The following is a 24,504-nucleotide window of genomic DNA, read 5'->3' on the forward strand; positions in this document are numbered from 1 at the left end:
GATTGCGGTAGTGCCTTAGAAGGTCATTTCCTTGACATCATCCGGCACGATCAGCTTGCCGGCGGTCTTCTCGATGATTTCCTCAACGCTCACCCCCGGCGCGGTCTCGCGCAGGATGAAGGCGCCGTCTTCGATTTCCAGGTAGGCCAGGTCGGTCAGCACCTTGCGGATGCAGCCGGCGCCGGTCAGCGGCAGGCTGCACTGTGCCAGCAGCTTGGACTCGCCGTCCTTGGAGGCATGGGTCATGGTGACGATGATGTTATCGGCGCCGGCCACCAGGTCCATGGCGCCGCCCATCCCCTTCACCAGTTTGCCCGGGATCATCCACGAGGCGATATTGCCTTGCACATCCACTTCAAAAGCGCCGAGCACGGTCAGGTCGACGTGGCCGCCACGGATCATGGCGAACGACTGTGCCGAATCGAAGATCGAGGCACCGCGGCGAGCGGTGACGGTCTGCTTGCCGGCGTTGATCATGTCGGCATCGATGGTGCCTTCGGTGGGGAATTCGCCCATGCCGAGCAGGCCGTTTTCCGATTGCAGCATCACATCCATGTCGGCGGGTACGTAGTTGGCCACCAGGGTCGGAATGCCGATGCCCAGGTTGACGTAGTAGCCGTCCTTCAGTTCACGGGCGACGCGTTGCGCCATCTGTTCGCGGGTCAGTGCCATGGTCAGGATCTCTTTGTTGTTCTGGTGGATGGCGCTCAGGCCTTGACGGTGCGCTTTTCGATTCGTTTTTCGAAGGTGCCGACGATGACGCGGTCCACGTAGATGCCCGGGGTATGGATCTCGCTGGGCAGCAGCACGCCGGGTTCGACGATCTCTTCCACTTCGACCACGGTGATCTTGCCGGCGGTGGCCGCCAGTGGGTTGAAGTTCTGCGCGGTATTGCGGTACACCACGTTGCCGTAGTGGTCGGCCTTCCAACCCTTGACGATGGCGAAGTCACCGGTGATGGATTGTTCGAGGATGTACTTGCGGCCGTTGAACTCGCGCACTTCCTTGCCGTCGGCAACCGGGGTGCCGTAGCCGGTGGCCGTGTAGAAGGCCGGGATGCCGGCGCCACCAGCGCGCATTTTCTCGGCGAGGGTGCCCTGCGGGGTCAGTTCCACTTCCAGCTCACCGCTCAGCAGCTGGCGTTCGAACTCGGCGTTCTCGCCCACGTAGGAAGCGATCATCTTGCGAATCTGCCGGTCTTCCAGCAGCACGCCCAGGCCAAAGCCATCGACGCCGCAGTTGTTGGAGACCACGGTCAGGCCCTTGACGCCACGGCGCTTGATTTCGCTGATAAGGTTTTCCGGGATGCCGCACAGGCCGAAACCACCAGCCAGTACCGTCATGTTGTCGGTCAGGCCTTCGAGGGCCTGTTCATAGGTTGCAACGCGCTTGTCCAGTCCGGCCATGCTGATCCGCCTTTTGTAGTTGTTGAACCGACGAGGCTGTCGGTGAGCGTGTGGGGACATCTTCACCGCAAGCAACTGATTTGTTAATTTTGTTTTCATCATTGATTGATAACTTTTGCAAAACAACCAACAGGCCTGTCATGAACGTCAAGCAACTGCGCGCTTTTGTCACCGTGGCCAAGTACCAGAGCTTTGCCCAGGCCGGTGAACACCTGCATGTCTCGCAACCAGCCCTGAGCCTGACCATCAAGGCCCTGGAAGAGAACCTTGGCGGCGCCCTGCTCAGCCGCACCACGCGCAGCGTCAGCCTGACCGCCGAAGGCGAGGTGCTGCTGCCGTTGGCGCGGCGCCTGCTGGCCGACTGGGACGACACCGAAGAGATGCTACGCCAGCGTTTCACCCTGCAATTGGGCCGGGTTTCGGTGGCGGCCATGCCGGCCTTTGCCGGCAACCTGCTGCCCTACTCGCTCAAGGTATTTCGCCAGCGCTACCCGAAGGTCAACGTCACCGTGCACGATGTGATCAACGAACAGGTGCTGGAACTGGTGCGCCATCGCCGCGTCGAACTGGGCATCGGCTTCGAACCGGACAACATCGATGGCCTGGATTTCCACCCGTTGTACATGGACCGCTTCGTCGCCGTGGTGCCCGCCGATTCGCCCCTGGCGCAACTGCCCCAGGTCAGCTGGGCACAATTGCTGGCCGAAGACTTTGTGGCCCTGCAACGCCCTTCGGCGGTGCGCCTGCTGATGGAGCAGAACGTGGCCGCCCGCCACGGCAAACTGGCGGTGGCTTTCGAAAGCCACCAGCTGTCGACCATCGGCCGCATGGTCGCCAGTGGGTTGGGGGTCAGTGCCGTACCGGCGCTGTGCATCAACCAGATGCAGGAGCTTGGCGCCCGCTGCGTAACCCTGGTCGAGCCCACGGTCGAGCGCCGCATCGGCGTGATTGCCCTCAGCGAACACAAGCTTTCCACGGCGGCGCAAGCGCTGCTTGAGGTACTGCTTTCCAATACCCGGATCCCGGAGGTGACATGCGTTACGTGAAACTGGCAGGTTCGAGCGTTCCGGCCATCGGCCAGGGCACCTGGTACATGGGGGAAGACCCAGGCCGCAAGGCGGCCGAGGTGGCGGCCCTGCAACAGGGCATCGAACTTGGCCTGAGTTTGATCGACACCGCCGAGATGTATGCCGAAGGTGGCGCGGAAGAAGTCGTTGGCCAGGCCATTGCCGGGCGCCGTGACCAGGTATTTCTGGTCAGCAAGGTCTACCCGCACAATGCCAGCCGGCGCGGCATGGCGGCCGCCTGCGAGCGCAGCCTGGCCCGCCTGGGCACCGACTGCATCGACCTGTACCTGCTGCACTGGCGTGGCCAGCACCCACTGGAGGAAACCGTCGACGCCTTCGAGCGCTTGCGCGAGCAAGGCAAGATCAAGCGCTGGGGTGTTTCCAACTTCGACGTCGACGACCTGCGCGAGCTGCACAACCCCGATTGCGCCACCAACCAGGTGCTGTACAACCCGGCCCAGCGTGGCATCGAGTTCGACCTGTTGCCATGGTGTGAAAAGCGCGCCCTGCCGACCATGGCCTACTGCCCGCTGGCCCAGGCCGGGCGCCTGTTGCAGCACCCGGTGCTGGCGCAAATCGCCGAGCGCCATGGTGCCACAGCGGCCCAGGTCAGCCTGGCCTGGATAACCCGGGATGACGGGGTGATCGCCATCCCCAAGGCCGTGGCGCCCGAGCATGTGCGCCTGAATGCGGCTGCGGGGGCGCTGAGCTTGACCAGCGAAGACCTGCGGGCAATCGATCGGGCGTTCCCGCCACCGACGCGCAAGCAGCGGTTGGCGATGGTCTAGCTAATGACACGAAATCGCTTTTTGTGGGAGATTTCCCAGCCCTTTGGGCTGCGCTGTCGCAAAGAGAACTGAATTCGCAAGCAATCCTCGCGCCCTGTGGGAGCGGCTTTAGCCGCGAACAATCCAACGCGGTGCATGGCACCGGCTGCGCCGGTGTTCGCGGCTAAAGCCGCTCCCACAGGGGACCGCGCAAAGATCAAGATTTTGCGTATGGTGCCGGGGATTAATGGAAGTCCCGGCTGCGCACATCCAGCCCTTGCAACAGCGGGCTTACATCCTCCAGCCGCCGCGCAATCAGGTGGCGCACGCCATTCTCCTGCTCCAGGCGCCCGCTGACCTTGAGCAACTGCGCCCCCACCAGCGCCCGCCGCTGCCGTTCGGCCAGATCCCGCCACACCACCACATTGACCATGCCGTGCTCGTCCTCCAGGGTGACGAAGGTCACGCCACTGGCGGTCTGTGGCCGCTGGCGGCCCACCACCAGCCCGGCCACGGCAATGTGGTCGCCATGCCCGACAGCTTGCAGTTCACACGAACTGCGACAGCCCAGCGCCCGCAGGCGTGAGCGCAACAAGGTCAAGGGATGCGGCCCAAGCGTGGTACCAAGGGTCTGGTAATCGGCCATCAGGTCCTCTGCCACGCTGGGGACAGGCAGTGCAACGGTGCTTTCCGGCAAGGCTTCCACATCGGCGAACAAAGGCAGTTGCGGCTGCACCGCCGCCACCAGCCAGCGCGCCTGGTGCCGGTCGCTGGCCAAGGCGCGCAACGCGCCGGCATCGGCCAGGTGGGTGCGAGCACGCGAGTCGAGCCCGGCACGCAGGCACAGGTCTTCCACATCGCGCCATGGCCGCTGCGCCCTCGCCTGCGCCAGGCGCCTGGCATCGGCCTCGGCAAAACCGCGCACCAGGCGCAAGCCCATGCGAAGGGCCAGGGCCCCTGCTGGCTCAGGCTCAAGCGTGCAGTCCCAGTCACTGTGGCACACATCCACCGGCCTTACCTCGATGCCCTGGCGCCGGGCCTCTTGCAGCAACTGGTCGGGGCTGTAGAAACCCATGGGCCAGCTGTTGACCAGCGCGCAGGTGAAAATCGCCGGTTCATGGCACTTGAGCCAACTGCTGGCATAGCACAACAAGGCAAAGCTGGCCGCGTGCGATTCCGGGAAGCCATAGCTGCCAAAGCCCTTGATCTGCTCGAAGATGCGCTCGGCAAACGCCAGCTCGTAACCATTGCGCAACATGCCCTGCACCAGCCGCTCGCGGTGCGGCTCCAGGCCGCCGTGGCGCTTCCAGGCGGCCATGCTGCGGCGCAACTGGTCGGCCTCGCCCGGGGTGTAGTCGGCCGCGACCATCGCCAGCTCCATCACCTGCTCCTGGAACAGCGGCACGCCCAGGGTGCGCTCGAACACTTCCTTCAGTTGCGGCGAGGGGTACGTCACCGGCTCCTGCTTCAGCCGCCGGCGCAGGTAAGGGTGGACCATATCGCCCTGGATCGGCCCGGGGCGGACGATGGCTACCTCGATGACCAGGTCGTAGAACGTTTCGGGTCGCAGCCGTGGCAGCATGGCCATTTGCGCGCGTGACTCGATCTGGAACACGCCCATGGTCTCGGCACGGCTGATCATGGCGTAGGTGGCCGGGTCTTCGCCGGGGATGGTCGCCAGGGTCAGGTGCCGGCCACGGTGGTGTTGCAGCAGGTCGAAGCAACGACGCAAGGCGCTGAGCATGCCCAGCGCCAGTACATCGACCTTGAGCAGGCCGACCATGTCCAGGTCGTCCTTGTCCCACTGGATCACCGTGCGCTCCGGCATCGCGGCATTCTCCACCGGTACCAACTCGTCCAGGGGTTGCTGCGAGATAACGAAACCTCCCGGGTGCTGTGACAGGTGCCGGGGGAAGCCGATCAGTTCGCCGGCCAGTACCAGCACCCGCCGCAGCGAAGGGCTACCTGCCTCGAAACCGGCTTCGGCCAGGCGTTGGTCATCGGGTAGGCGATCGCTCCAGCGGCCACAGCATTTGGCCAGGGCATCCACCTGATCGGCGGGCAGCCCCAGCACCCGCGCCACATCCCGCACCGCACCGGCGCCATGGTAGGTGTTGACCACCGCCGTGAGCGCCGCCCGGTGCCGGCCATAGCGACGGAATACATACTGGATCACCTCCTCGCGCCGGTCGTGCTCGAAGTCCACGTCGATGTCCGGTGGCTCGTTGCGCTCGCGCGACAGGAAGCGCTCGAACAGCAGGTGGTGCTCCATGGGGTCAAGCTCGGTGATGCCCAGCACGAAGCACACCACCGAATTGGCAGCCGAACCCCGGCCCTGGCACAGAATGCGCTGGCTGCGGGCGAAGGCGACGATGTCGTGCACTGTCAGGAAGTAGCTTTCGTAGCCCAGCTCCTCGATCAGCGCCAGCTCCTTGGCCAGCACTTCCCGCACCTTGCTGCTCGGCCCTTCTGGCCAGCGCAACGGCAAACCCTGCCGGCACAATTCACGCAACCAGCTCGCTGGGGTATGCCCCTGGGGCACCAGTTCGCGTGGGTACTGGTATTTCAACTCGCTCAGTTCGAACTGGCAGCGCGCAGCGATGGCCAGGGTCTCGGCCAGCAGGTCGGCGGGATAGAGTTCGCCCAGTTGCGCCTGGCTACGCAGGTGCCGCTCACCATTGGCAAACAGGAAGCGCCCGGCCTCGGCCACTTGGCAATGCTGGCGAATGGCGGTCATGCAATCCTGCAAGGCGCGGCGACCGCGCACGTGCATGTGCACGTCGCCACAGGCCACGGCGCGAATGCCGACCCTGGCCGCCAGGCCGCGCAAGCGTTCAAGGCGCAAGCCATCGTCATTGCCGCGGTGCAGGTGCACGGCCAGCCACAGGCGCTCGCCGAACACGCTGCGCAGCCACTGCCCGGGGCTGGTATCGCCGCGGTCATCGGCCACCCACAATGCCAGCAGGCCCTGATGATGCTGCTGCAGGTCATCGCGAAACAGTTGGTACTCGCCCTTCTGCGCCCGCCGTCGGGCCCGGGTGATCAGCGCGCACAGGTTCTGGTAGCCGGCCAGGTCCTGCACCAGCAGCACCAGCCTGGGGCCGTCCTGCAACTGCACTTCACTGCCCACGATCAGCCGCAGCTGGTGTTCCTTCGCCGCCTGCCAGGCTCGGACGATGCCGGCCAAGGTGCATTCATCAGTGATCGCCAAAGCCTGGTAGCCCTGTTCGCGCGCGCGCCGAAACAGCTCGTCGGCGCTCGACGCGCCGCGCTGGAAGCTGAAGTTGGACAGGCAATGCAGCTCGGCATAACCCGGGGTGTTCATGCGAACCAGCCCTGCAGCCACAACGGGCCGGCCTTGCTCAGGTCGCGGTAGGCCCAGCCGCGCAGGCCGTCACGGGTTTCGATTCGGTAATAGTCGCGGCGCACATCGCCGCCATCCCACCAGCCCGACTCGATGCGCTCGGCATGGCCTTGCACGCGGTAGCCGGCTTCGTCCAGCGCCATGGGGGCCGACAGCAACCAGCCAGGGCGGCTGCCAGGGGCCACCGGCAGGTTGCCCTGGGCACCCTGCTCTAGCGCTTGCCAGGCACATTCGGGGCGATGATCGGCTGCCACGCTCAGGCCCTTGACCGCCTCATCTCCCAAGCGGGCACGCAGCCGTTCACGCAATTGTTCCCAGGGTTGCGCCTGTTGCGCACGCGGGTCGAACAATGCCTGGTGTTGCGGTACAAAGGGTGGCAGGTCCTCGGCAACCAGCCGCAGGTTGCGCACCGCTGCGCGAATGCGCAGCGGTTCCAGGCGCCCGCGCGCCAGTTCGAACAGCATCGCGGCATCGCGTTCAGCGGCCAGCAGGCCTACCTTGAGCAAGGTATCCGGCCCTTCGGCGTGTTCCAGGTGCAGGCAGAAACGCTGCACCCCACAGTCACGTCCGGCGAGGAACGCGGCAAGGTCGTTGAGCATGCGTCGCAGCGGGAACAGCAGGGCCTGGTGTGATTCGACGTCGAAGTTCAGCTCCAGCCGGCTCTCGAAACGGTCCGGTGGCTGATAGAAGTCCAACCCCAGGTTGCGCAGGCCGAGCAACTGGTCAAGGTGCAACTGCACCTGGGCCGGAAAGCGCCTGGCCAGGCTGTCGCGGGGCAAGGCCAGTACCTGGCCCAACTGGCGCAGGCCCATGCGGGCAAAGGCTTCGGCAGCCTGTGCAGGCAAGCCGATACGCTCGATGGGCATACCCAGCAGCGCCGCACGGGTGGCGTCGGCATCGCTCACGGCCAGGCTATCGTGGCCGTTGGCGAGCATGCGCGCCGCCACCGGGTTGCTGGCCAGGACGATGCGTTGGCGCAAGCCCAGTTCCGCCAGTTCCTGGCGCAGGCGTGCCTCGAACACCGGCCAGGGGCCGAACAGTTGCAGGCTGGAACCCACTTCCAGCAACAGCGCCCGTGGGTAGTGCAGGCTGACCTGGGCACTGAAGCGATAGGCCCAGGCCGCCAGCAACTGCTGCACCTGGTCGATGCGCCTGGGGTCGGCTGCGACACAGCTGAAGCCATCGGCCAGCGCACGCGCCGCCGTCAGGGTTTGCCCGGCCCGCAGGCCGAGTGCGGCCGCCGCCGGGTTGACCGCCTGCAGTACGCGGCGCTGGGTCGGCCCGCCAAGCAGCACCAGGGGTGTATCGGGGTCGTCACGCTCACGCAGGACCGTGTCCAGCGCCAGCTGCGGGAACAGGATGCAGGCCCAGAGCATGCTGCATCAGCCCCGCCCCGGGCAGGCGATGGGCAGCGCCGGCGGCATGCCACCACGGCTTTTCAGCACGCGCCATTGTGCCGGACGGGTGTCGACGGCAATGCGCAGTGCAGCAGGTGAAGGGTTGTGCGCCGCCTGTTGCGGCCTGCAGGCGAAGGCCAGCGCCTGGCCGGTTTCGGCAGCTACCTGCAAGCGCCGCAGGGCGCGGTCATCGGCACGTTCCGGCCAGCACAGCACCGCCGCGCAACTGCCGGAACGCAGGCACTGCTCGGCAGCCCACAGGGCATCGGCAGGTGCGGCGTCCACCTGTACCAGCCAGCGCAGGTCCACCCCCGCGGCCTGCCAGGCCGGGGCGTAAGGAATGAATGGCGGTGCCACCAGCACGATTCGACTGGCTTCAGCGCTCAGGCGGGCCAACGTTGGCCACAGTAGCTGCAATTCGCCACAGCCAGGGCTGGCCAACAACAGTTCGCTAAGGGCAGCCGCCGGCCAGCCGCCTTCCGGCAGACGCTGGTCAAGGATGGCATGGCCCGTGGGCTGCAGGCCGAGTGGCCGCGCCTGGGCCTGCCGGCCGCGCCATACCTGGCGCTGGTCGAGCAGCCTGTCGAGGTCGACCACCGCGCCCATCAGTCACGCCTCAGCAAGCCGCAGAACACGCCTTCGATGAAGAACGCCTGTTCAGGTCGCACATCGATGGGCGCATAGGCCGGGTTGCGGGGCAACAGCCGGTAACCGCCACCCTGGCGTTGCAGGCGCTTGATGGTCACCTCGCCGTCCAGGCGCGCGACCACGATCTGGCCATCGCGGGCGTCGGCCTGCTGGAGGATGCCAACCAGGTCGCCGTCGAAAATGCCGTCGTCGATCATCGAGTCGCCACGCACCTTCAGCAGGTAGTCGGGGGTACGGCGGAACAGGCTGGGGTCGAGCAGCAACTGCTCGTGAATGTCGAGGTCCGGGCCGATGGGGGCGCCCGCCGCCACCTGGCCCAGCACCGGCACTTCGAGGATTTCCGGGCGGCGCAGCGGTTCGGCCAGGCGAATGCCCCGCGCCTGGTTCGGCGTGACATCGATGTAACCGGCCTGGCACAGGGCGGTGATGTGCTTGCGCGCCACACTGCGCGAGGCAAAACCGAAGCGCGTGGCGATATCGGCCAGGCTCGGTGGCTGGCCGTGATCGGCGATGCGCTCACGGATGAACTCGAAGATGGCGCGACGTTTTGGGGTGAGATTGTCCATGGGGCACATTTGTACTCCTTTCGGAGCACGCTGAACAGCCCCCTTCGTCGTCGGCTTTCGCTATCATCCCCAGGCGTGTGATTTTTGATCTGGATATCCAATGCTGACTGCCCTGCTGTTCGACCTCGACGGAACCCTCACCGACACTGACACCTTGCACCTGCAGGCCTTTCGCCAGCTGCTGCGCGAGCATGACGGCCGCGAACTGAGCCAGGCGCAGTTCGATGCCCAGGTCAGCGGCCGTGCCAATGGCGAGCTGTTCGCCGAGCTGTTTGCCGGTGCCAGTGCCGAGCAGTGCCAGGTGCTGGCCGACCGCAAGGAGGCACTGTTCCGCGACATGTCGCCGTCTCTGGAGCCGATACCAGGCCTTGTGCGCCTGCTGGAACATGCCCGGGCTCGTGACATCGGCATGTGCGTGGTGACCAATGCGCCGCGGCTGAACGCCGAGCACATGTTGAACGCCATGGGCCTGGGCCAGCACTTCGCGCATGTGCTGGTGGCCGAGGAACTGGCACGGCCCAAGCCGGACCCGTTGCCCTACCTGACCGGGTTGCAGCGGCTGGGTGCCGAGGCCGGGCAGGCACTGGCCTTCGAGGATTCGCTGCCGGGGGTGGCAGCAGCGAGCGGCGCGGGGATCTTTACCGTGGGCATGGCCACTACGCAGGCGCCAGAGAGGTTGCTGGCGGCGGGGGCCGGGTTGGTGATCGATGATTTCAACGACCCAGAGTTATGGGCCTTGATCGGATCCATGCAATGAGCCTACGGGGCTGCGAAGCAGCCCCAGGATTGCAATGCAATATGCATGCCCCTGCCCTTGTGCACACCCAGGCCAACCCATGCTGATCGACGAAGAACTGACCCTCAAGAAGCTGGAAACCTTCCTCGCCTTCGTGCTGGAAAAGAAAGCTCGCCAGCTGATCCAGGACGCCGAGCAGATGGTCCGCCAGACCCGCGAGGCCGCCGGCTTCTACGCCGAACGCTTCCGCCTGGGCGCGCTCTACTCACATTACCCTGACCCAGGGCTTTGCCACCCACCGCGATGGCGCACGGGTATTCCAGCAGGCCGGCTTCGAACCCAAGGTGGCCATGCAGGTGAACGATATCTTCACCCTGCTGAGCATGGTCAGCTCGGGCGTGGGCTTTGCCCTGCTGCCCGGGCGTATCGCGGCGGTGTACGAAAACCGGGTCCGGTTGATTGCCCTGAAGCCGCAATATCGCTTGCAGCAGCAACGCGGCTCGCCCAGCGCGCGCTCGTCGGTGGGCAGCGTCACCACGCTGTCCAGCTCGATCCGCATGCTCTACTCCCGTGCCCTTCATGCACTCGCAGAACGCGCAGATGCGCAAGCGTGTGTCGCAGTACATGCGCCCCAGCCCGTGCCCGTTGTGCCAGGGCAAGCGGCTCAGGCGTGCGGCGCTGGACGTAACCTTCGCCGGTCGCGACATCGGTGAGCTGTCGCGGTTGTCGTTGCAGGCGCTGGCCGAGGTGTTCCGCCAGGTCGCTGCACCGGGCTATCTGGAGCAGCACGACGACAACCTGACCCTGGAAAAACGCCTCGCCGCACAACGCATCGCCAACGAGTTGCTCGAACGCATCGGCCCCCTGCTCGACCTGGGTCTGGGCTACCTGGCCCTGGAGCGCAGCACCCCGACCCTGTCCTCTGGCGAGCTACAGCGCCTGCGCCTGGCCACCCAGTTGAACTCGCAGTTGTTTGGCGTGATCTACGTGCTCGACGAGCCGTCGGCCGGCTTGCACCCGGGCCTACCTGTTCAGTGCATCGGCCCAGACCACGCGCACGCCACGCCAGGCCCACGACTGGCTGAAGCTCGAAGGCATCTGCCGCAACAACCTGAACAACCTCAGTGCCGAATTCCCGCTGGGCTGCTTTACCGCCGTTACCGGTATCTCCGGCTCGGGCAAGTCGAGCCTGGTCAGCCAGGCCCTGCTGGAGCTGGTGGGTACGCACCTGGGCCAGGCCGACCAGCGCAACGAGCCCGAAGAGCAGAGCCTGGAAGATGAGACCGAACAAGCCAGCAGCGGGCAGGTGAGTGCGGGCCTTGGCAGCATCAAGCGCCTGGTCCAGGTCGACCAGAAGCCGATCGGCCGCACGCCCCGCTCCAACCTGGCCACCTACACCGGCCTGTTCGACCTGCCATGGCGCCCGCTACAACCCGGAAACCCTGGCGGTGAACTGGCAAGGCATGAATGTTGCGCAGGTGCTGCAGTTGACCGTCGACCAGGCCCTGCAGGTGTTCGCCGAACAGCCAGCGGCGCGGCGTTGCCTGCAGGTGCTGCAGGATATCGGCCTGGGCTATCTGCGCCTGGGACAGCCGGCAACCGAACTGTCTGGCGGCGAGGCGCAGCGCATCAAGCTGGCCACCGAGCTGCAACGCATGACCCGCGGGGCGACGTTGTATGTACTGGACGAGCCTACCAACGGTTTGCACCCGCAGGACATCGACCGGCTGCTGGTGCAGCTTAACCGCCTGGTCGATAGCGGGCACAGCGTGGTGGTGGTCGAGCATGACATGCGCGTGGTGGCGCAGAGCGACTGGGTGATCGACATTGGGCCAGGGGCCGGGGATGCCGGGGGGCAGGTGGTGGTCAGTGGGACGCCGCAGGTGGTGGCGGAGTGCCAGGAAAGCCGGACAGCGGAGTTTTTGGCCAAGGCCTTGTAGCGCCTGTACCGGCCTCTTCGCGGGTGAACCCGCTCCCACGGGTTCTGCATAGTTTCCAAGACCTGTGGTGATCCCTGTGGGAGCGGGCGTGCCCGCGAAGAGGCCAGTACAGGCGGTAGACTGTTTTCACCCCAAGTTCCCTCAAGTACAGTCTGCCCTATGGACAAATACGCCCCCCGCCAGTGGCTCCCCCACGAAAAACCCAGCCTCCCGGGCTCGCCCTCCACGCCCCTGCACACGCCCGCCAAACGCCTGGCCTATGGCGTGGTCGGCCTGCTGGTGGCAATCACCGGTGGCCTGGGCAACGCGCTGGTCACCGCCAACCTGGTGTTCCTGCAAGGTGCGCTGGGCGCAACAACGGCGGAAATGGCCTGGCTGCCGGCCGCCTACGTAATGACCAACGTGTCCATCAACCTGCTGCTGGTGAAGTTCCGCCAGCAGTTCGGGCTGCGCGCGTTCACCGAGGTGTTCCTGGTGCTCTATGCCCTGGTCACCTTCGCCCACCTGCTGGTCAACGACCTCAACTCGGCCATCGCCGTGCGTGCAGCCCATGGCATGGTCGGTGCCGCGCTCAGCTCGTTGGGGCTCTACTACATGATCCAGGCGTTCCCGGCACAGTGGCGGCTAAAGGCAATGGTGCTGGGCCTGGGCGCCTCGCAACTGGCGTTGCCGCTGGCGCGGATCTTTTCCGAAGACCTGCTGCAGATCGCCGAATGGCGCGGCCTGTACCTGTTCGAGCTGGGCCTGGCGCTGGCCGCGCTGGGCTGCGTGCTGATGCTCAAGCTGCCCCCCGGTGACCGCTTCAAGACCTTCGAGCCGCTGGACTTCCTCACCTTCTCGCTGATGGCCAGCGGCACCGCCCTGCTCTGCGCCGTGCTGTCGCTGGGGCGCATCGACTGGTGGCTGGAGGCGCCGTGGATCGGCGTGGCCCTGGCGGCCTCGATCGCGTTGATCTTCAGTGGCCTGGCCATCGAGCACAACCGCCAGAACCCACTGCTGATGACCCGCTGGCTGGGCAGCGGCGCAATCATTCGCCTGGCCCTGTGCGTGGTACTGATCCGCATGGTCACCTCGGAGCAGTCCACCGGTGCGGTCGGTTTCCTGCAGGCATTGAACATGGGCAGCGAGCAGATGCGTACGCTATACGGGGTCATGCTGCTGGGCGCGGTGGCCGGCCTGGTCTGCAGTGCACTCACCATCGACCCCAACCACCTGGTGATCCCGCTGCTGGTCTCGCTGCTGGCCATGGCTACCGGCGCCTTCATGGACAGCAGTTCGAGCAACCTCACCCGCCCCGCGCAGATGTACCTCAGCCAGTTCCTGCTGGCGTTCGGCAGCACCTTCTTCCTCGGCCCGTCCATGGCCCTTGGCATCAGCCATGTGCGCGCCAACCCGCGCAACCTGGTAAGTTTTTCGGTGCTGTTCGGCATCTGCAACAACCTCGGCGGCCTGATTGGCGCCGCGCTGCTGGGCACCTTCCAGACCTGGCGGGAAAAATTCCACTCCAGCCACTTGATGGACCACCTCAGCTATCTGGAGCCCTTGGTCACAGCGCGCGTGCAAAGTGGCGGCGCCGGCTACGGCGGCATCATCGCCGACCCGGCCCTGCGCAGCGAAGCCGGCATGCGCCTGCTGGCCAGTGCCGCCACCCGCGAAGCCAATGTCATGGCCTACAACGATGTGTTCGCGCTGATTGGCAGCATCGCTATCCTGACCATGATCTGGATCTGCATCCGTAGCACCTGGCTCTGGCACACAAAACGCCAGGCCCTTTCCCCTGACTCCACCTCCGGCGCGCCCACCCGATGACTGACGACACCCGCACCACGACCACCACTGCCATCGCCGAAACCCCGGAAGGCGTCACACCGCCCAGCAAGCCGACCAGCCCGGTGCGTTCACGGCGGGTGCGTATCCTGTCGTCGATCAGCTTCGCCTGCGTGGCCCTGGCCGGCATCCTGCTGGTGCTGTATGCCTGGCGCCTGCCGCCATTCAGCAGCGCCATCGAAAGCACCGAGAACGCCCTGGTGCGCGGCCAGGTGACCATCATCGGGCCGCAGCTGAGCGGCTACATCGTCGATGTGCCGGTGCATGACTTCCAGTTCGTCAAGGCCGGCGACCTGCTGGTGCAACTGGACGACCGCATCTACAAGCAACGCCTGGCCCAGGCCATCGCCCAGCTGCAGCAACAACAGGCGGCTCTGGCCAACAACCTGCAGCAACGCAACAGTGCCGAAGCCACCATTGCCCAGCGCCAGGCCGCCATTGGTGATGCCGCCGCCCAGGCAGCCAAGGCCAAGGCCGATCTCGGCCGCAACCGGGCGCTGGTAAGCGACGGCTCGGTATCGCGCCGCGACCTGGACCTGGCCCGCGCCAGTGAAGCCGCGGCGGTCGCCAGCCTGGCCCAGGCCAAGGCGGCGCTGGAAATCGCCCGCCAGGACCGCGAAACCGTGCTGGTAAACCGGGCCGCGCTGGAGGCCTCGGTGGAAAACGCCAAGGCCGCCGTGGAGCTGGCCCGCATCGACCTCGACAACACCCGCGTCACCGCCCCGCGCGACGGCCAGCTGGGGCAGATCGGCACGCGCCTGGGGGCCTATGTCAACTCCGGCGCGCAGCTGATGGCGCTGGTACCCGATACCCTGTGGGTGATTGCCAACATGAAGGAAACCCAGATGGCCAATGTGCGCATCGGCCAACCGGTGAGTTTTACCGTGGATGCGCTGAACCACCTGAAGCTCCACGGGCACGTGCAGCAGGTTTCACCGGCCACCGGCTCCGAGTTCGCCTTGCTGCAGGCGGACAATGCCACCGGCAACTTCGTCAAGATTGCCCAACGCATACCAGTTCGGATCACCGTGGATGCCGACCAGGCGGAGGCCCGACGCTTGCGGCCGGGGATGTCGGTGGTGGTCAGTATCGATACCCGTGGCGAACAGTGATGTTGCCTTTACCGGCCCACACGGAGATGCCGTCTTGCCACGATTGCGCCGCTCTAGCCCGTAGGTTCTAATCGCGCCCGACCCGTTTGCCTTTGTCACTCAAGGAAGTGTCACCATGTACAGGAAGATCCTGCCGCTGACGCTGTTGGCAACCCTGGCCGGTTGCTCGAACAGCGAGGACACCAGCGAGGCCAGTTTTCACAAGGCCGCCCAAGCCTACCTCGATACCCAATACCCGCACTGCTTCGTCATCAGTTCATTCCCCACCAGAACCCAGGACTTCGACCTCCATGGCACCAACAAGGCGTTGCATGCCCTGGCTCAGGTAGGCGTGGTCAGCGAAAAGGAGATCTCGCGCACCGAGGTGCCCGCCCGCCTGTGGCAAGCGGCACGCACGGACATCTACTACGCCTATGACCTCACCGACGAAGGCCGCAAGTATTACAAGGCGGATAACGGGCTGTGCTTCGGCAAGGCGCAAGTCACGGCCATCGAACAGTTCAGTGAGCCGAGCGAAGCGACCGGGCAGAAAATGTCGCGTGTGACCTATGCCTACAAGATCACCGGGTTGCCGGGGTGGGCTGCCAATGAAGAAGTGAAGGCCAGCGTTGCCGAACTGGGCAAGGCGGTGGCCAGCAATGAAATGCCGCTCAAGGACACCCGGGAAATGGTGCTGACCAGCCAGGGTTGGCGGTTGCAGGACAAATAGCCGCTTGCTCCGGTTCGCGGTTGGCGCGCACTGCCATCAGGTAGTTGAACACCGCCACCGGCATCGCCGACTGCACCACCAGCACTGCGCGCTCCAGGCAGGCCATGGCCATGCTGGTGAAGGCGTTCGGGTCCAGTTCGGTGCGGCTGAGGGTGGACAGCACCAGCGACGGGGTGGCTTTTCTTGGAAGTGGGCCGGGCATTATGCCGCAGTCTGCGGGATTGCCGGGGCTGCTTTGCAGCCCCCGGGTTGTCTGCCCAAGACACATTGGTGTCGCCCACAGGCTGCGGCGTCTCGTCGCACACCCAAGCCCCTTGGGCAAAACCGCGCAAGCCCGTAGAATCCCGCTTCCTTTTCGCCCGTCGCCTTGAACGGTGGCAACCGGCAGCAATGACAGAGTCCGTGCCTGAACACATGACCGCACATGTGAAATAGGCTCAACCCTCCCCGCCCGGCCCGGCTCCCACAGGGCCCAGCGGTTGAGTCTTGCCCAGGTCGCATCCAGCCCAGGCACATCCGTACAGCCCCTCGGCCCCGTTCGGGTCGAGCCGGTGTGCGCGTCCGAAAAGGCGCTCATTCCGCTCATCCAACTAGAGGTACGTATGTCTCCGCGTTTGCTGGCCATGGCGCTGGCGCCCCTGCTCGGGCTGTTCATCATTGCCCTGGGCAACGGCTTCATGTCTTCCCTTACCACCCTGCGCCTGGGCGCTGCCGGTGAGTCAGCCACCACCATCGGTGTAGTCTCCTCGACCTACTTCATCGGCCTGACCCTCGGTGCCATCTTCAACGACCGGCTGATCCTGCGCATCGGCCATATCCGCGCCTACACCAGCTTCGCCTCGCTGATCGGCGTGACCATCCTGCTGCAAGGCCTGTTCTACGACGTCACCTGGTGGTCGGTGCTGCGCCTGGTCAACGGCTGGGCGGCAGTGGGCGTGTTCCTGGTGATCGAAAGCTGGCTGCTGCTGGCCGGTGACGCCAAGATCCGTGGCCGCCTGCTGGCGCTGTACATGATCGCCTTCTACGGCGCCGGGGTGATCGCCCAGGCCGGCCTTGGCGAAATCACCCACATGGGTGACACCGCACCGTTCATGCTGGCCGGGGTGCTCGCCGCCTTGTCGGTCCTGCCCATCGTGATCCTGCCGCGGGTGTCACCGCTGCTGGACCAGGTCGAACCGCTCAAGCCGCGCCAGTTGCTGGGCGTGGCACCGTCGGGGCTGGTCGGCTGCTTCGGTTCGGGGGTAGCCATTGCCGGTATCTATGCCCTGCTGCCCCTGTACCTGCAGCGCATTGGCCTGGATGTGGGTGAGGTCGGCAACATGATGGCCTGGGTGATTCTGGGTGCCATGCTGCTGCAATACCCGGTCGGGCGCTGGTCCGACCGCAAGGACCGCCAGGATGTGCTGATCGCCCTCGCCGCGCTGTGCGTACTGCTGTCGCTGGTCACGGTATTCCTGCCGTCGGACTCGGTCCTGCTGCCGGCCATGCTGTTCCTGCTGGGCGGTGGCGTGTTCACCCTGTACCCGGTGGCGGTCAGCCATGCGGCCGACCGGGCGCCGTCCGATGCGCTGGTGCCGATGATCCAGGGCCTGCTGCTGATCAACTCGCTGGGGTCGGCCATGGCGCCGGTGGCGATTTCGCCGATGATGACCGAGTTTGGCGAGGCCGGGTTGTTCTGGGCCTTTGCCGTGGTCAACCTGGCCATGGTGTGCTTCTTCATGTGGCGCCGTGGCAAGCGCCCGGCGGCAGAGCACCCGGCCCCGTTCACCGCTTCGACCACCTTCTCGCCGACCGGTGCCGAACTGCGGGTGACCGAAGACCTGATGCATGCGGCGCAGGAGCATCCGCCGCTGGAGCCGGTGGAAAGTGCAGCGCCAGCGCAGGCGCAGCGTTCAGAATCGCATTGATCGGGGGGCTGCCTTGCAGCCCTTTCGCGACGCAAGGCCGCTTCCACAGAACTGCACATAACTCATTGAATTAGCAGGGACCCTGTGGGAGCGGCTTTAGCCGCGAACACCGGCGCAGCCGGTGCCATGCACCGCGTTGGATTCTTCGCGGGTGAACCCGCTCCCACAGGGGCCGCGCAGGCTTGTGGATCTGGCGTCAGCCATTCACCAGGTTGACCGGGCGCTCACCGGCCAGCGCACTGAGCAGGTTGTCCACCGCACAACGCGCCATGGCCTGGCGGGTTTCCTCGGTCGCCGAGCCGATATGCGGGGTCGCCACCACGTTGTCCAGTTGCAACAGCGGCGAGTCCGCCGGCAGCGGCTCCTGCACGAATACATCCAGGCCGGCGCCGCGTATGCGCCGGGCACGCAACGCTTCGATCAGCGCTGGCTCATCTACCACGCGTCCGCGGGAAATGTTCACCAGGATTGCCTGCGGCCTCATCAGCGCCAGTTCGCGCGCGCCGATCAGGCCTTCGGTGCTGGCACTCAACGGCACGGTCAGGCAAACGAAATCCGCCTGCTGCAACAGCTCGTCCAGGCTGCATTGACGCGCAGCATAGCACGCCTCCACCTCGGGCTTGGCACGCTGACTGTGATACAGCACACGCATGCCGAAGCCGGCCGCGGCGCGCCGGGCCAGGGCCTCGCCGATGCGGCCCATGCCGACGATGCCCAGCGTCTTGCCGTGCACATCGCTGCCGAAGTGCGCCGGGCCAAGGTTGGCCTGCCAATGACCGTCTCGCACCCAGCTCGCCAGTTCCACAACCCGCCTGGCGGTCGCCAGGATCAAGGCAAAGCCAGTGTCGGCGGTGGTTTCGGTCAGCACGTCGGGCGTGTTGGTCAACATCACGCCACGCCGGCTGAGTTCGGCGATATCGTAGTTGTCCACACCGACCGAAACGCTGGACACCACTTCAAGTTGTGGCGCCAGGTCGAGCAGGCTGGCGTCCAGACGCAGGCTGGCCCCCAGCAGCCCGTGTGCACCCGGCAAGGCGTCGCGCAGGCGCGCCAGGCCATCGGGCTGGGTGGTATCCACCCAGGTCACCTCGACGTGATCTTGCAGGCGTGCCATCAAGTCGTCGGACAGGCGTTTGTACAGGACGATTCGCTTCTTCATTGCAGAGGTTTCCTAATGGTTCATGGCCAGACGCGAACCGCCGCGCTTGGCCCGGCCAGACGTCTGGGAGGTATTGAGTGCGGCGGTGAGCGCTACTGCGCTCAGCAACGCACCGCACATGAACAGATAAGAGGCACCGGGCCCACCCGTAGCGCCATTGAGATAGCCCACCAGCCACGAACCGCCGAACGAGCCCAGCGCGCCCATGCTGTTGATCAACGCCATGGCACCGCCCGCGACGTTGGCCGGCAGGATCTCGGGCACGATCGCGAAGAACGGGCCATAGGGTGCGTACATGCAAGCGCCGGCGACCACCAGCAACGCGTAGGACAGCCAGAAATGCTCGCTGCCCAGGGCGTACGAGCCATAGAACGCCACGGCGGCGATCAGCAGTGGCGGCCAGACGAAGCGCTTGCGTTTCTGCAGGCGGTCGGACGCCCACGACACGCCAACCATGGCCAGCACCGCTGCCAGGTAAGGTACCGACGACAGCCAGCCGGCCTGCACGATATCGAGGTTGGCCGCCTGCTTGAGGATCGATGGCAACCACAGCACGAAGCCATACACACCGATGCTCCAGCAGAAGTACTGCAGCGCAAGGATGATCACTTGCGGCGAACGGAACGCCTCGCGGTAGTTCTTCACCGGCTTGATGCCTTGCTGCTCGGCGGCCAGCGCCTGCTGCAGGGCGGCCTTTTCCTGCTCGCTCAGCCAGTTCACCTGGGCCGGGCGGTCATCCACCAGGCGCCACCAGCAGAACGCCCAGATCACCGCGGGCAGGCCTTCGATGATGAACATCCAGCGCCAGTCGTAATGCTTGATGAGGTAGCCCGACACCACCGACATCCACAGGATGGTCACTGGATTGCCGAGGATCAGGAAGGTATTGGCACGCGAACGCTCGGCGCGGGTGAACCAGTGGCACAGGTACACCAGCATCGCCGGCATCACCGCCGCCTCTACCACCCCGAGCAGGAAGCGGATGCCGATCAGCATGTAGACGTTGCTGACCACGCCGGTGAGCGTGGCAAGGCCACCCCAGAGGATCAGGCAGACAAAGATCAGCTTCTTCACACTGCGCTTTTCGGCATAGATGGCGCCGGGCACCTGGAAGAAGAAGTAACCGAGGAAGAACAGTGCCCCCAGCAGCGAAGACAGCGCGGGGGTGATCTGCAGGTCTTCAGCCATGCCGGAAGCGGCGGCGAAGCCGTAGTTGGCGCGGTCCAGGTAGGCCAGGCTATAGGTGAAGAAGACGATCGGGATGATGTACCACCAGCGGCGAGGCGCCAGGCTTTGGCTTTGCATGGTTTGTTTCTCCTGAGCTTGTTGTTTTTGTTGCAACAGGTATATCGGGGTCAGTGTTCACGCACTTCTGCGCAGCTCGTGGGCTTGCAGTTCGTGGCGCAGCGGCAGCCCTTCCATGTCGCCACGTGACTGCACGGCGCGGCTACCGCACCAGTTGCCACGCGTCACAGCCTCGGCCACCGGGTGGCCCTCCAGCAGCGCGCTGAGCACGCCGACAGCAAAGGCATCGCCAGCGCCGACGGTGTCTACCACATGGCTGACCGGCACTGGCGCGACCTGGCCTTCAGCCTTGGCGCTGCGAAAGTAGGCACCAGCTTCGCCCAGCTTGATCACCACCAGTTCCACCCCTTGGTCGAGGTAGAACGCGGCGATGTCTGCCGGGGTGCGCTGACCGGTCAGCAGCCGCCCCTCCTCCAGGCCTGGCAGAACCCAGTCGGCCTTGGCCGCCAGGGCATTGACTTCGCGTACCATGCTGCTCTGGTCAGGCCACAGCGAAGGGCGCAGGTTGGGGTCGAACGAGATACTGCGCCCGGCGGCACGCATGGCGTCCACCAACGCATGGGACAACGCCCGGCAGCCCTCCGACAGCGCCAGCGGGACGCCGGTGGCGTGCAGGTGGCGGGCCTGCAGCCAGGCTGGGCGAAGCAACTCTGGCGACAGGCGGCTAGCCGCCGAACCACGGCGGAAGTACTCCACCGCCGGGTCGCTGCCGTCATCGCAGCGGGCCTTGAGCTGAAAGCCGGTGGGGTAGCTGGCATCCACCTCGACGCCGGAGCAGTCCAGGCCTTCGCGGCGCAAGCTGTCGAGCACGAAACGGCCGAGCGAATCGTCGCCCACCCGGCTCAGCCAGCGGACCTTGAAGCCCAGCCGCGCCAGGCCGATGGCCACGTTACTGTCGGCACCGGCGATACGCTTGCCGAACTGGCCGACACTGGCCAGGTCGCCGGCCTGCTCGGCGACGAACATGGCCATGGTCTCGCCGAAACACAGCACGTCATGCTCATGCATGGCTCAGCTCCTCACGGGTTGCCACGCCCTGCCCCAGCGCCGCCAGGTTGCGCACCTGGGCACGGGTCAGCGCCAGCAGATCGTCGCTCACCAGCGGGTACTCGACGGCACGCACCACGCCGGGCGTGAACTCGGCCATCAGCGCTGCCCACTCCCGCAGGTCCGCGGCCTCTGGCGGCACCGCCGCCAGGCGGCCATCGGCCAGGCGCTGCACGGCTTTGCAATGCACATAGCGCACCCAGTGGCCAAGCTGACGTGCGGCGTGCCGGGCAGGCTCGCCCTGCCACTGCCAGTTACCGATGTCGAAGGTCATGCCCAGGTTCAGGCCAAGCTCGTCGGCGCGCTGGAAAAACTGCTGCAGGGGTTCAATTCGTCCGCCTTGCACGGTCTGGTCGTTCTCCACCAGCAGCAACGGCCCGTGTGTCGGCAACAGCGTCGCCAAGGCTGCGACGTCACAGCCCGCATGGTAGTGCCCCAGGGACACCTTGAGCGCTACCGCGCCAAGGGCGCGCGCGGTTTCCAGCTTGTGCACCAACTGCGGGTCGGGCACGCCTTGTGCGGTCCATAGCTCAAGGGGCGTGGAATACAGGCACTCCAGGCGCAGCGCGGCAATGGCCGCAGACAGCGCTGCAGTGTCCGGTGCATGGGTGAACAATTCTTCGCGCAGTTCCACGCGGGTAACGCCAGCGGCAGCCAGCAGGTCAATGAACTGCTCCTGGCCACGTTGCCGGACAAACTCGGCGCCGTAGCTGGAGAGACTGATGGAAACGGGGTTCGAGTGCATTGTTGTTGTCCTTATGAAACCGGTTTCATTTTTTCGCAGCAGCAGGCACGCAGATGCCTGCCTGTGATTACTGTGGCTGGGTTGAACCTCGGATGATCAGCTCGGCCTTGAAGTCGATGCGCCGGGCTGCCCCGCTGTCGCCGCGCAGGCGACCAAGCAGGCTCTCGAATGCTGCCACGCCGATTCGCTCGGTGGGCTGGGCCAGTGCAGTGATGCCACTGCCGACCAAAGGGTACCAGTCGAGGTTGTCGAGGGCGATCAGCCCGACGTCCGCGAACAGATTGCGCCCTGCCTGGTGCAGGGCCCGGGTCACGGCCAGGGTAGCGACACCGTTGCAGGTGAAGATGGCCTGCGGGCCATGGCCACTGCCGGCGAGGAACGAAGCCAGTTGGCCATCCAGCCCGGCGCCGATTTCCAGCACTTGCTGGCGCATGCCGGGGCGCCGGCTGACCGACGCACCGAACGCCTGTACCCGCTCCAGGCGCGAGCTGGTGCCATCGAGGGGCTCGGTTACCGCCAGGATGTCGCGATAGCCCTGCGCCTGCAGGTGGTCGAGGGCCTGCTCGACCGCGTCGGCATTGTCCAGGCCTACCAGGTCGACATTCAGTTCGGGCAACTGGCGGTCGACCAGTACCATGGGGATGTCGCGCTGCAGGTTGAGCAGTTCGCCGGGGTGATGGCCAAGCGTGTTCACGATCAGCCCTTCGACGTTGTAGGACTGCAGGGCCACCAGGTGATGACGCTCCTGCTCGTCGTCGCGGTTGGTGTTGCACACCACCAGGCTGTAGCCGTGCTGGCGGCAGGCAGTTTCCACGCCATGCATCACGGCCACTGAATAGGGGTTGAGGATGTCGGCCACCAGCATGCCGATCAGCCGCGTCTGGCCGCGCTTCAGGCCACGGGCCATCTGGTTGGGGCGGTAACCGAGGCGTTCGATGACTGCTTCCAGGCGCTTGGCGGTGGCTTCGGCGAGCAACTGGCGGTCACCACCGATGTAACGGGAGACGGTGGCCTTGGAAACGCCAGCGACACGCGCTACTTCACTGATGGTGACCCGTTCGCGGGCATGGGCAGGCGCGTCGGTCATGGGCTTTCCTTATGATTGTTGTGATAGCGATGAAACCGGTTTCAATACAGCAAAAACTTTCGCGCTCGTCAACCTGCCGTTGGTCGGGAGTGCGATTTCAGTGCGTAGTAAATACAACAAGAATACGTTTTAACTAACTGATATATATAGTAAATAAGATACGAAACCCTGTGGGGGATGGCCCAGCCCTTTGGTCTGCGCTGTCGCATAGAGAACTGAATTCGCAAGCGGTCCGTGCATCCTGTGCGGCTTTAGCCGCGAAGAATCCAACGCGGTGCATGGCACCGGCTGCGCCGGTGTTCGCGGCTAAAGCCGCTCCCATAGGGGCCCTGCTAATTCAACGAGTTATGTGCGGTTCTATGAGAGCGGGTTCACCCGCGAATGCGATGTTGAATGTGCCGACGCATTCGCGGGTAAACCCGCTCCCGCAGTGGATCGGGGGTGCAGACAGAGGGATGCAGTTAACGGAGGGCTTTCACATCACCGGCAGTGACCGCGCTGCCCTGGTTACCCCAACTGCTGCGAATGAAGTTCACCACCTCGGCGACCTCCTGGTCACTCAGGCGCCAGCCGAACGCCGGCATGGTGAAGTTCGACGGCGCCGTGTGCGTCGCCGGCACCGTGCCCCCGGCCAGCACTACGTGGATCAGCGATGTGGCATCCGCCGTCTGCACCACCGGGTTGCCGGCCAGGGCCGGGAACACACGGGTATAGCCCTGGCCATCGGTACGGTGGCAGGCCGCGCAGTTGTCGATATACACCGCCGCCCCAGGCTTGCTGTCGTCGCCCTTCCACAGCGCATCCGCCACCTGTTTGTCGTAGACGTGCGGCCGGTCGTCAGGGTTGCTCGGTGGCAGCGTCTTCAGGTAGCGGGCGATGGCGGTCAGGTCGGCGTCGCTCATGTGTTGCATGCTGTGCTCGACCACGTCGCTCATGCCACCGAACACGGCACTGCGGTCGCTACGGCCGGTCTTGAGAAACTGTACCAGCTGCGCTTCGCTCCAACTGCCGAGGCCGTCTTTGTGGTCGCCGCGAAGGTTCTTGGCGATCCACCCTTCCAGCGGTGCGCTACCCGCCAGAAACTGCTCGCCATCCTGTGGGCTGAGCGCCTTTTCCTGCATGGTCAGCGCCCGCGGCGTATGGCACGCACCACAATGCCCCAGGCCCTCGACCAGGTAGGCACCGCGGTTGACCACCGGGTCGGCCGCCGACGACGCCTGCCAGGGCTTGGCCTCTGGCGCGAACAACCCACGCCAGACCGCCAGCGGCCAGCGCATGCTCAGCGGCCAGGGGATGTCGGTGGCCTTGTTCGGCTGCTCGACCGGCTCCACGCCATTCATGAAGTAGGCATACAGCGCCTGCATGTCCTGCTCGCTGACGCGCGCATAGGACGGGTATGGCATGGCGGGATACAGGGTGCTGCCGTCCTTGCCGATGCCCTTGCGCACCGCCTGGTCGAAGTCTTCGAAGCTGTACTGGCCGATACCGCTGGCCGCCGGGGTGATATTGGTGGAGTACACCGTGCCGATCGGCGTTTCCATCGGCAACCCACCGGCGAACGGCTTGCCGCCCTTGGCGGTATGGCAGGCGACGCAGTCGCCGGCGCGGGCCAGGTACTCGCCCTGGCGCACCTGCGCATCGTCATTTGGCGCAGCCTGTGCAGCCACGCTGGCACCCAGCAGGGTTGCGATCAACAGTGTCTTCATGCGCATCGC

General features: G+C 65.4%; 19 protein-coding genes and 3 pseudogenes. 9 read left to right on the forward strand and 13 right to left on the reverse strand.

Annotated elements, in window-relative coordinates:
• Positions 1–15: 15 nt before the first annotated feature.
• Positions 16–672 carry a CoA transferase subunit B gene (locus FQ664_RS16470; RefSeq protein WP_144173338.1) on the reverse strand — a complete coding sequence of 219 codons (657 nt, stop codon included), beginning with the start codon at positions 670–672 and terminating at the stop codon, positions 16–18.
• A gap of 35 nt (positions 673–707) precedes the next feature.
• Positions 708–1,406: a CoA transferase subunit A gene (locus FQ664_RS16475; protein ID WP_144173339.1), complete on the reverse strand. Its 699-nt coding sequence runs from the start codon at positions 1,404–1,406 to the stop codon at positions 708–710.
• 140 nt (positions 1,407–1,546) lie between these two features.
• Here FQ664_RS16475 and FQ664_RS16480 point away from each other — a divergent pair, with 140 nt between their 5' ends.
• Together FQ664_RS16480 and FQ664_RS16485 are read left to right on the forward strand one after the other, a co-directional pair.
• Positions 1,547–2,452: a LysR family transcriptional regulator gene (locus FQ664_RS16480; RefSeq protein ID WP_144173340.1), complete on the forward strand. Its 906-nt coding sequence runs from the start codon at positions 1,547–1,549 to the stop codon at positions 2,450–2,452.
• A complete protein-coding gene (locus tag FQ664_RS16485; RefSeq protein ID WP_144173341.1) occupies positions 2,440–3,261 on the forward strand; it encodes an aldo/keto reductase in 822 nt (273 codons plus the stop codon). The genes FQ664_RS16480 and FQ664_RS16485 overlap by 13 nt, the downstream gene beginning before the upstream one ends.
• Before the next feature lie 223 nt (positions 3,262–3,484).
• Here the strand turns inward: FQ664_RS16485 and FQ664_RS16490 are convergent, their stop codons facing one another.
• The 4 genes from FQ664_RS16490 to lexA are packed head-to-tail and all read right to left on the reverse strand — an operon-like array spanning position 3,485 to position 9,215.
• Entirely contained in the window at positions 3,485–6,565 is a 3,081-nt protein-coding gene (locus FQ664_RS16490; protein ID WP_144173342.1) for an error-prone DNA polymerase, read from the reverse strand.
• Positions 6,562–7,980: a Y-family DNA polymerase gene (locus FQ664_RS16495; RefSeq protein WP_144173344.1), complete on the reverse strand. Its 1,419-nt coding sequence runs from the start codon at positions 7,978–7,980 to the stop codon at positions 6,562–6,564. Before FQ664_RS16495 ends, FQ664_RS16490 begins: the two co-directional genes overlap by 4 nt.
• A 6-nt stretch (positions 7,981–7,986) precedes the next feature.
• The gene (gene imuA, locus FQ664_RS16500; RefSeq protein WP_144173345.1) at positions 7,987–8,607 is read right to left on the reverse strand and encodes a translesion DNA synthesis-associated protein ImuA; all 621 of its coding nucleotides are present in this window, start codon (positions 8,605–8,607) and stop codon (positions 7,987–7,989) included.
• Positions 8,607–9,215, reverse strand: coding sequence for a transcriptional repressor LexA (gene lexA, locus FQ664_RS16505; protein WP_144173347.1), 609 nt, complete (start codon positions 9,213–9,215; stop codon positions 8,607–8,609). Before lexA ends, imuA begins: the two co-directional genes overlap by 1 nt.
• A gap of 100 nt (positions 9,216–9,315) precedes the next feature.
• Between lexA and FQ664_RS16510 the strand changes: the two genes are divergently transcribed.
• The 6 genes and pseudogenes from FQ664_RS16510 (at position 9,316) to FQ664_RS16530 (ending at position 15,539) form a co-directional block, all read left to right on the forward strand.
• Positions 9,316–9,972 (forward strand): HAD family hydrolase, encoded by a 657-nt coding sequence (locus FQ664_RS16510; RefSeq protein ID WP_144173349.1) that lies wholly within the window; start codon positions 9,316–9,318, stop codon positions 9,970–9,972.
• 79 nt (positions 9,973–10,051) lie between these two features.
• A pseudogene (locus tag FQ664_RS28300) lies at positions 10,052–10,451 on the forward strand (LysR substrate-binding domain-containing protein); the annotation flags it as partial.
• A gap of 76 nt (positions 10,452–10,527) precedes the next feature.
• A pseudogene (locus FQ664_RS16515) lies at positions 10,528–11,891 on the forward strand (ATP-binding cassette domain-containing protein); the annotation flags it as partial.
• A gap of 159 nt (positions 11,892–12,050) precedes the next feature.
• Positions 12,051–13,700, forward strand: coding sequence for an MFS transporter (locus FQ664_RS16520; protein WP_144173351.1), 1,650 nt, complete (start codon positions 12,051–12,053; stop codon positions 13,698–13,700).
• On the forward strand, positions 13,697–14,830 hold the full coding sequence (locus FQ664_RS16525) for an HlyD family secretion protein (RefSeq protein ID WP_144173353.1): 1,134 nt from the start codon (positions 13,697–13,699) through the stop codon (positions 14,828–14,830). Before FQ664_RS16520 ends, FQ664_RS16525 begins: the two co-directional genes overlap by 4 nt.
• Before the next feature lie 115 nt (positions 14,831–14,945).
• Positions 14,946–15,539 (forward strand): hypothetical protein, encoded by a 594-nt coding sequence (locus FQ664_RS16530; protein ID WP_144173354.1) that lies wholly within the window; start codon positions 14,946–14,948, stop codon positions 15,537–15,539.
• Here the strand turns inward: FQ664_RS16530 and FQ664_RS28305 are convergent.
• A pseudogene (locus FQ664_RS28305) lies at positions 15,481–15,639 on the reverse strand (hypothetical protein); the annotation flags it as partial. The gene FQ664_RS16530 and the pseudogene FQ664_RS28305 sit on opposite strands and share 59 nt — an antisense overlap.
• 502 nt (positions 15,640–16,141) lie before the next feature.
• Here FQ664_RS28305 and FQ664_RS16540 point away from each other — a divergent pair.
• The gene (locus tag FQ664_RS16540) at positions 16,142–17,446 is read left to right on the forward strand and encodes an MFS transporter (protein WP_144173356.1); all 1,305 of its coding nucleotides are present in this window, start codon (positions 16,142–16,144) and stop codon (positions 17,444–17,446) included.
• Positions 17,447–17,642: 196 nt separating this feature from the next.
• Here the strand turns inward: FQ664_RS16540 and FQ664_RS16545 are convergent, their stop codons facing one another.
• The 6 genes from FQ664_RS16545 to FQ664_RS16570 form a co-directional block, all read right to left on the reverse strand.
• The gene (locus FQ664_RS16545; protein ID WP_144173357.1) at positions 17,643–18,605 is read right to left on the reverse strand and encodes a 2-hydroxyacid dehydrogenase; all 963 of its coding nucleotides are present in this window, start codon (positions 18,603–18,605) and stop codon (positions 17,643–17,645) included.
• Positions 18,606–18,617: 12 nt separating this feature from the next.
• Entirely contained in the window at positions 18,618–19,910 is a 1,293-nt protein-coding gene (locus tag FQ664_RS16550; protein WP_144173358.1) for an MFS transporter, read from the reverse strand.
• A 57-nt stretch (positions 19,911–19,967) separates the two neighbouring features.
• Positions 19,968–20,918 (reverse strand): sugar kinase, encoded by a 951-nt coding sequence (locus FQ664_RS16555; RefSeq protein ID WP_144173359.1) that lies wholly within the window; start codon positions 20,916–20,918, stop codon positions 19,968–19,970.
• The gene (locus FQ664_RS16560) at positions 20,911–21,702 is read right to left on the reverse strand and encodes an AP endonuclease (protein ID WP_144173361.1); all 792 of its coding nucleotides are present in this window, start codon (positions 21,700–21,702) and stop codon (positions 20,911–20,913) included. The genes FQ664_RS16555 and FQ664_RS16560 overlap by 8 nt, the downstream gene beginning before the upstream one ends.
• A gap of 67 nt (positions 21,703–21,769) precedes the next feature.
• Positions 21,770–22,789 (reverse strand): transcriptional regulator PtxS, encoded by a 1,020-nt coding sequence (gene ptxS, locus FQ664_RS16565; RefSeq protein ID WP_144173362.1) that lies wholly within the window; start codon positions 22,787–22,789, stop codon positions 21,770–21,772.
• Positions 22,790–23,250: 461 nt separating this feature from the next.
• Positions 23,251–24,495 (reverse strand): cytochrome c, encoded by a 1,245-nt coding sequence (locus FQ664_RS16570; protein WP_144173363.1) that lies wholly within the window; start codon positions 24,493–24,495, stop codon positions 23,251–23,253.
• Between the last annotated feature and the right edge of the window lie 9 nt (positions 24,496–24,504).

It is taken from the genome of Pseudomonas persica (assembly GCF_900291015.1).
In the GTDB taxonomy this organism is placed as follows: Bacteria; Pseudomonadota; Gammaproteobacteria; order Pseudomonadales; family Pseudomonadaceae; genus Aquipseudomonas.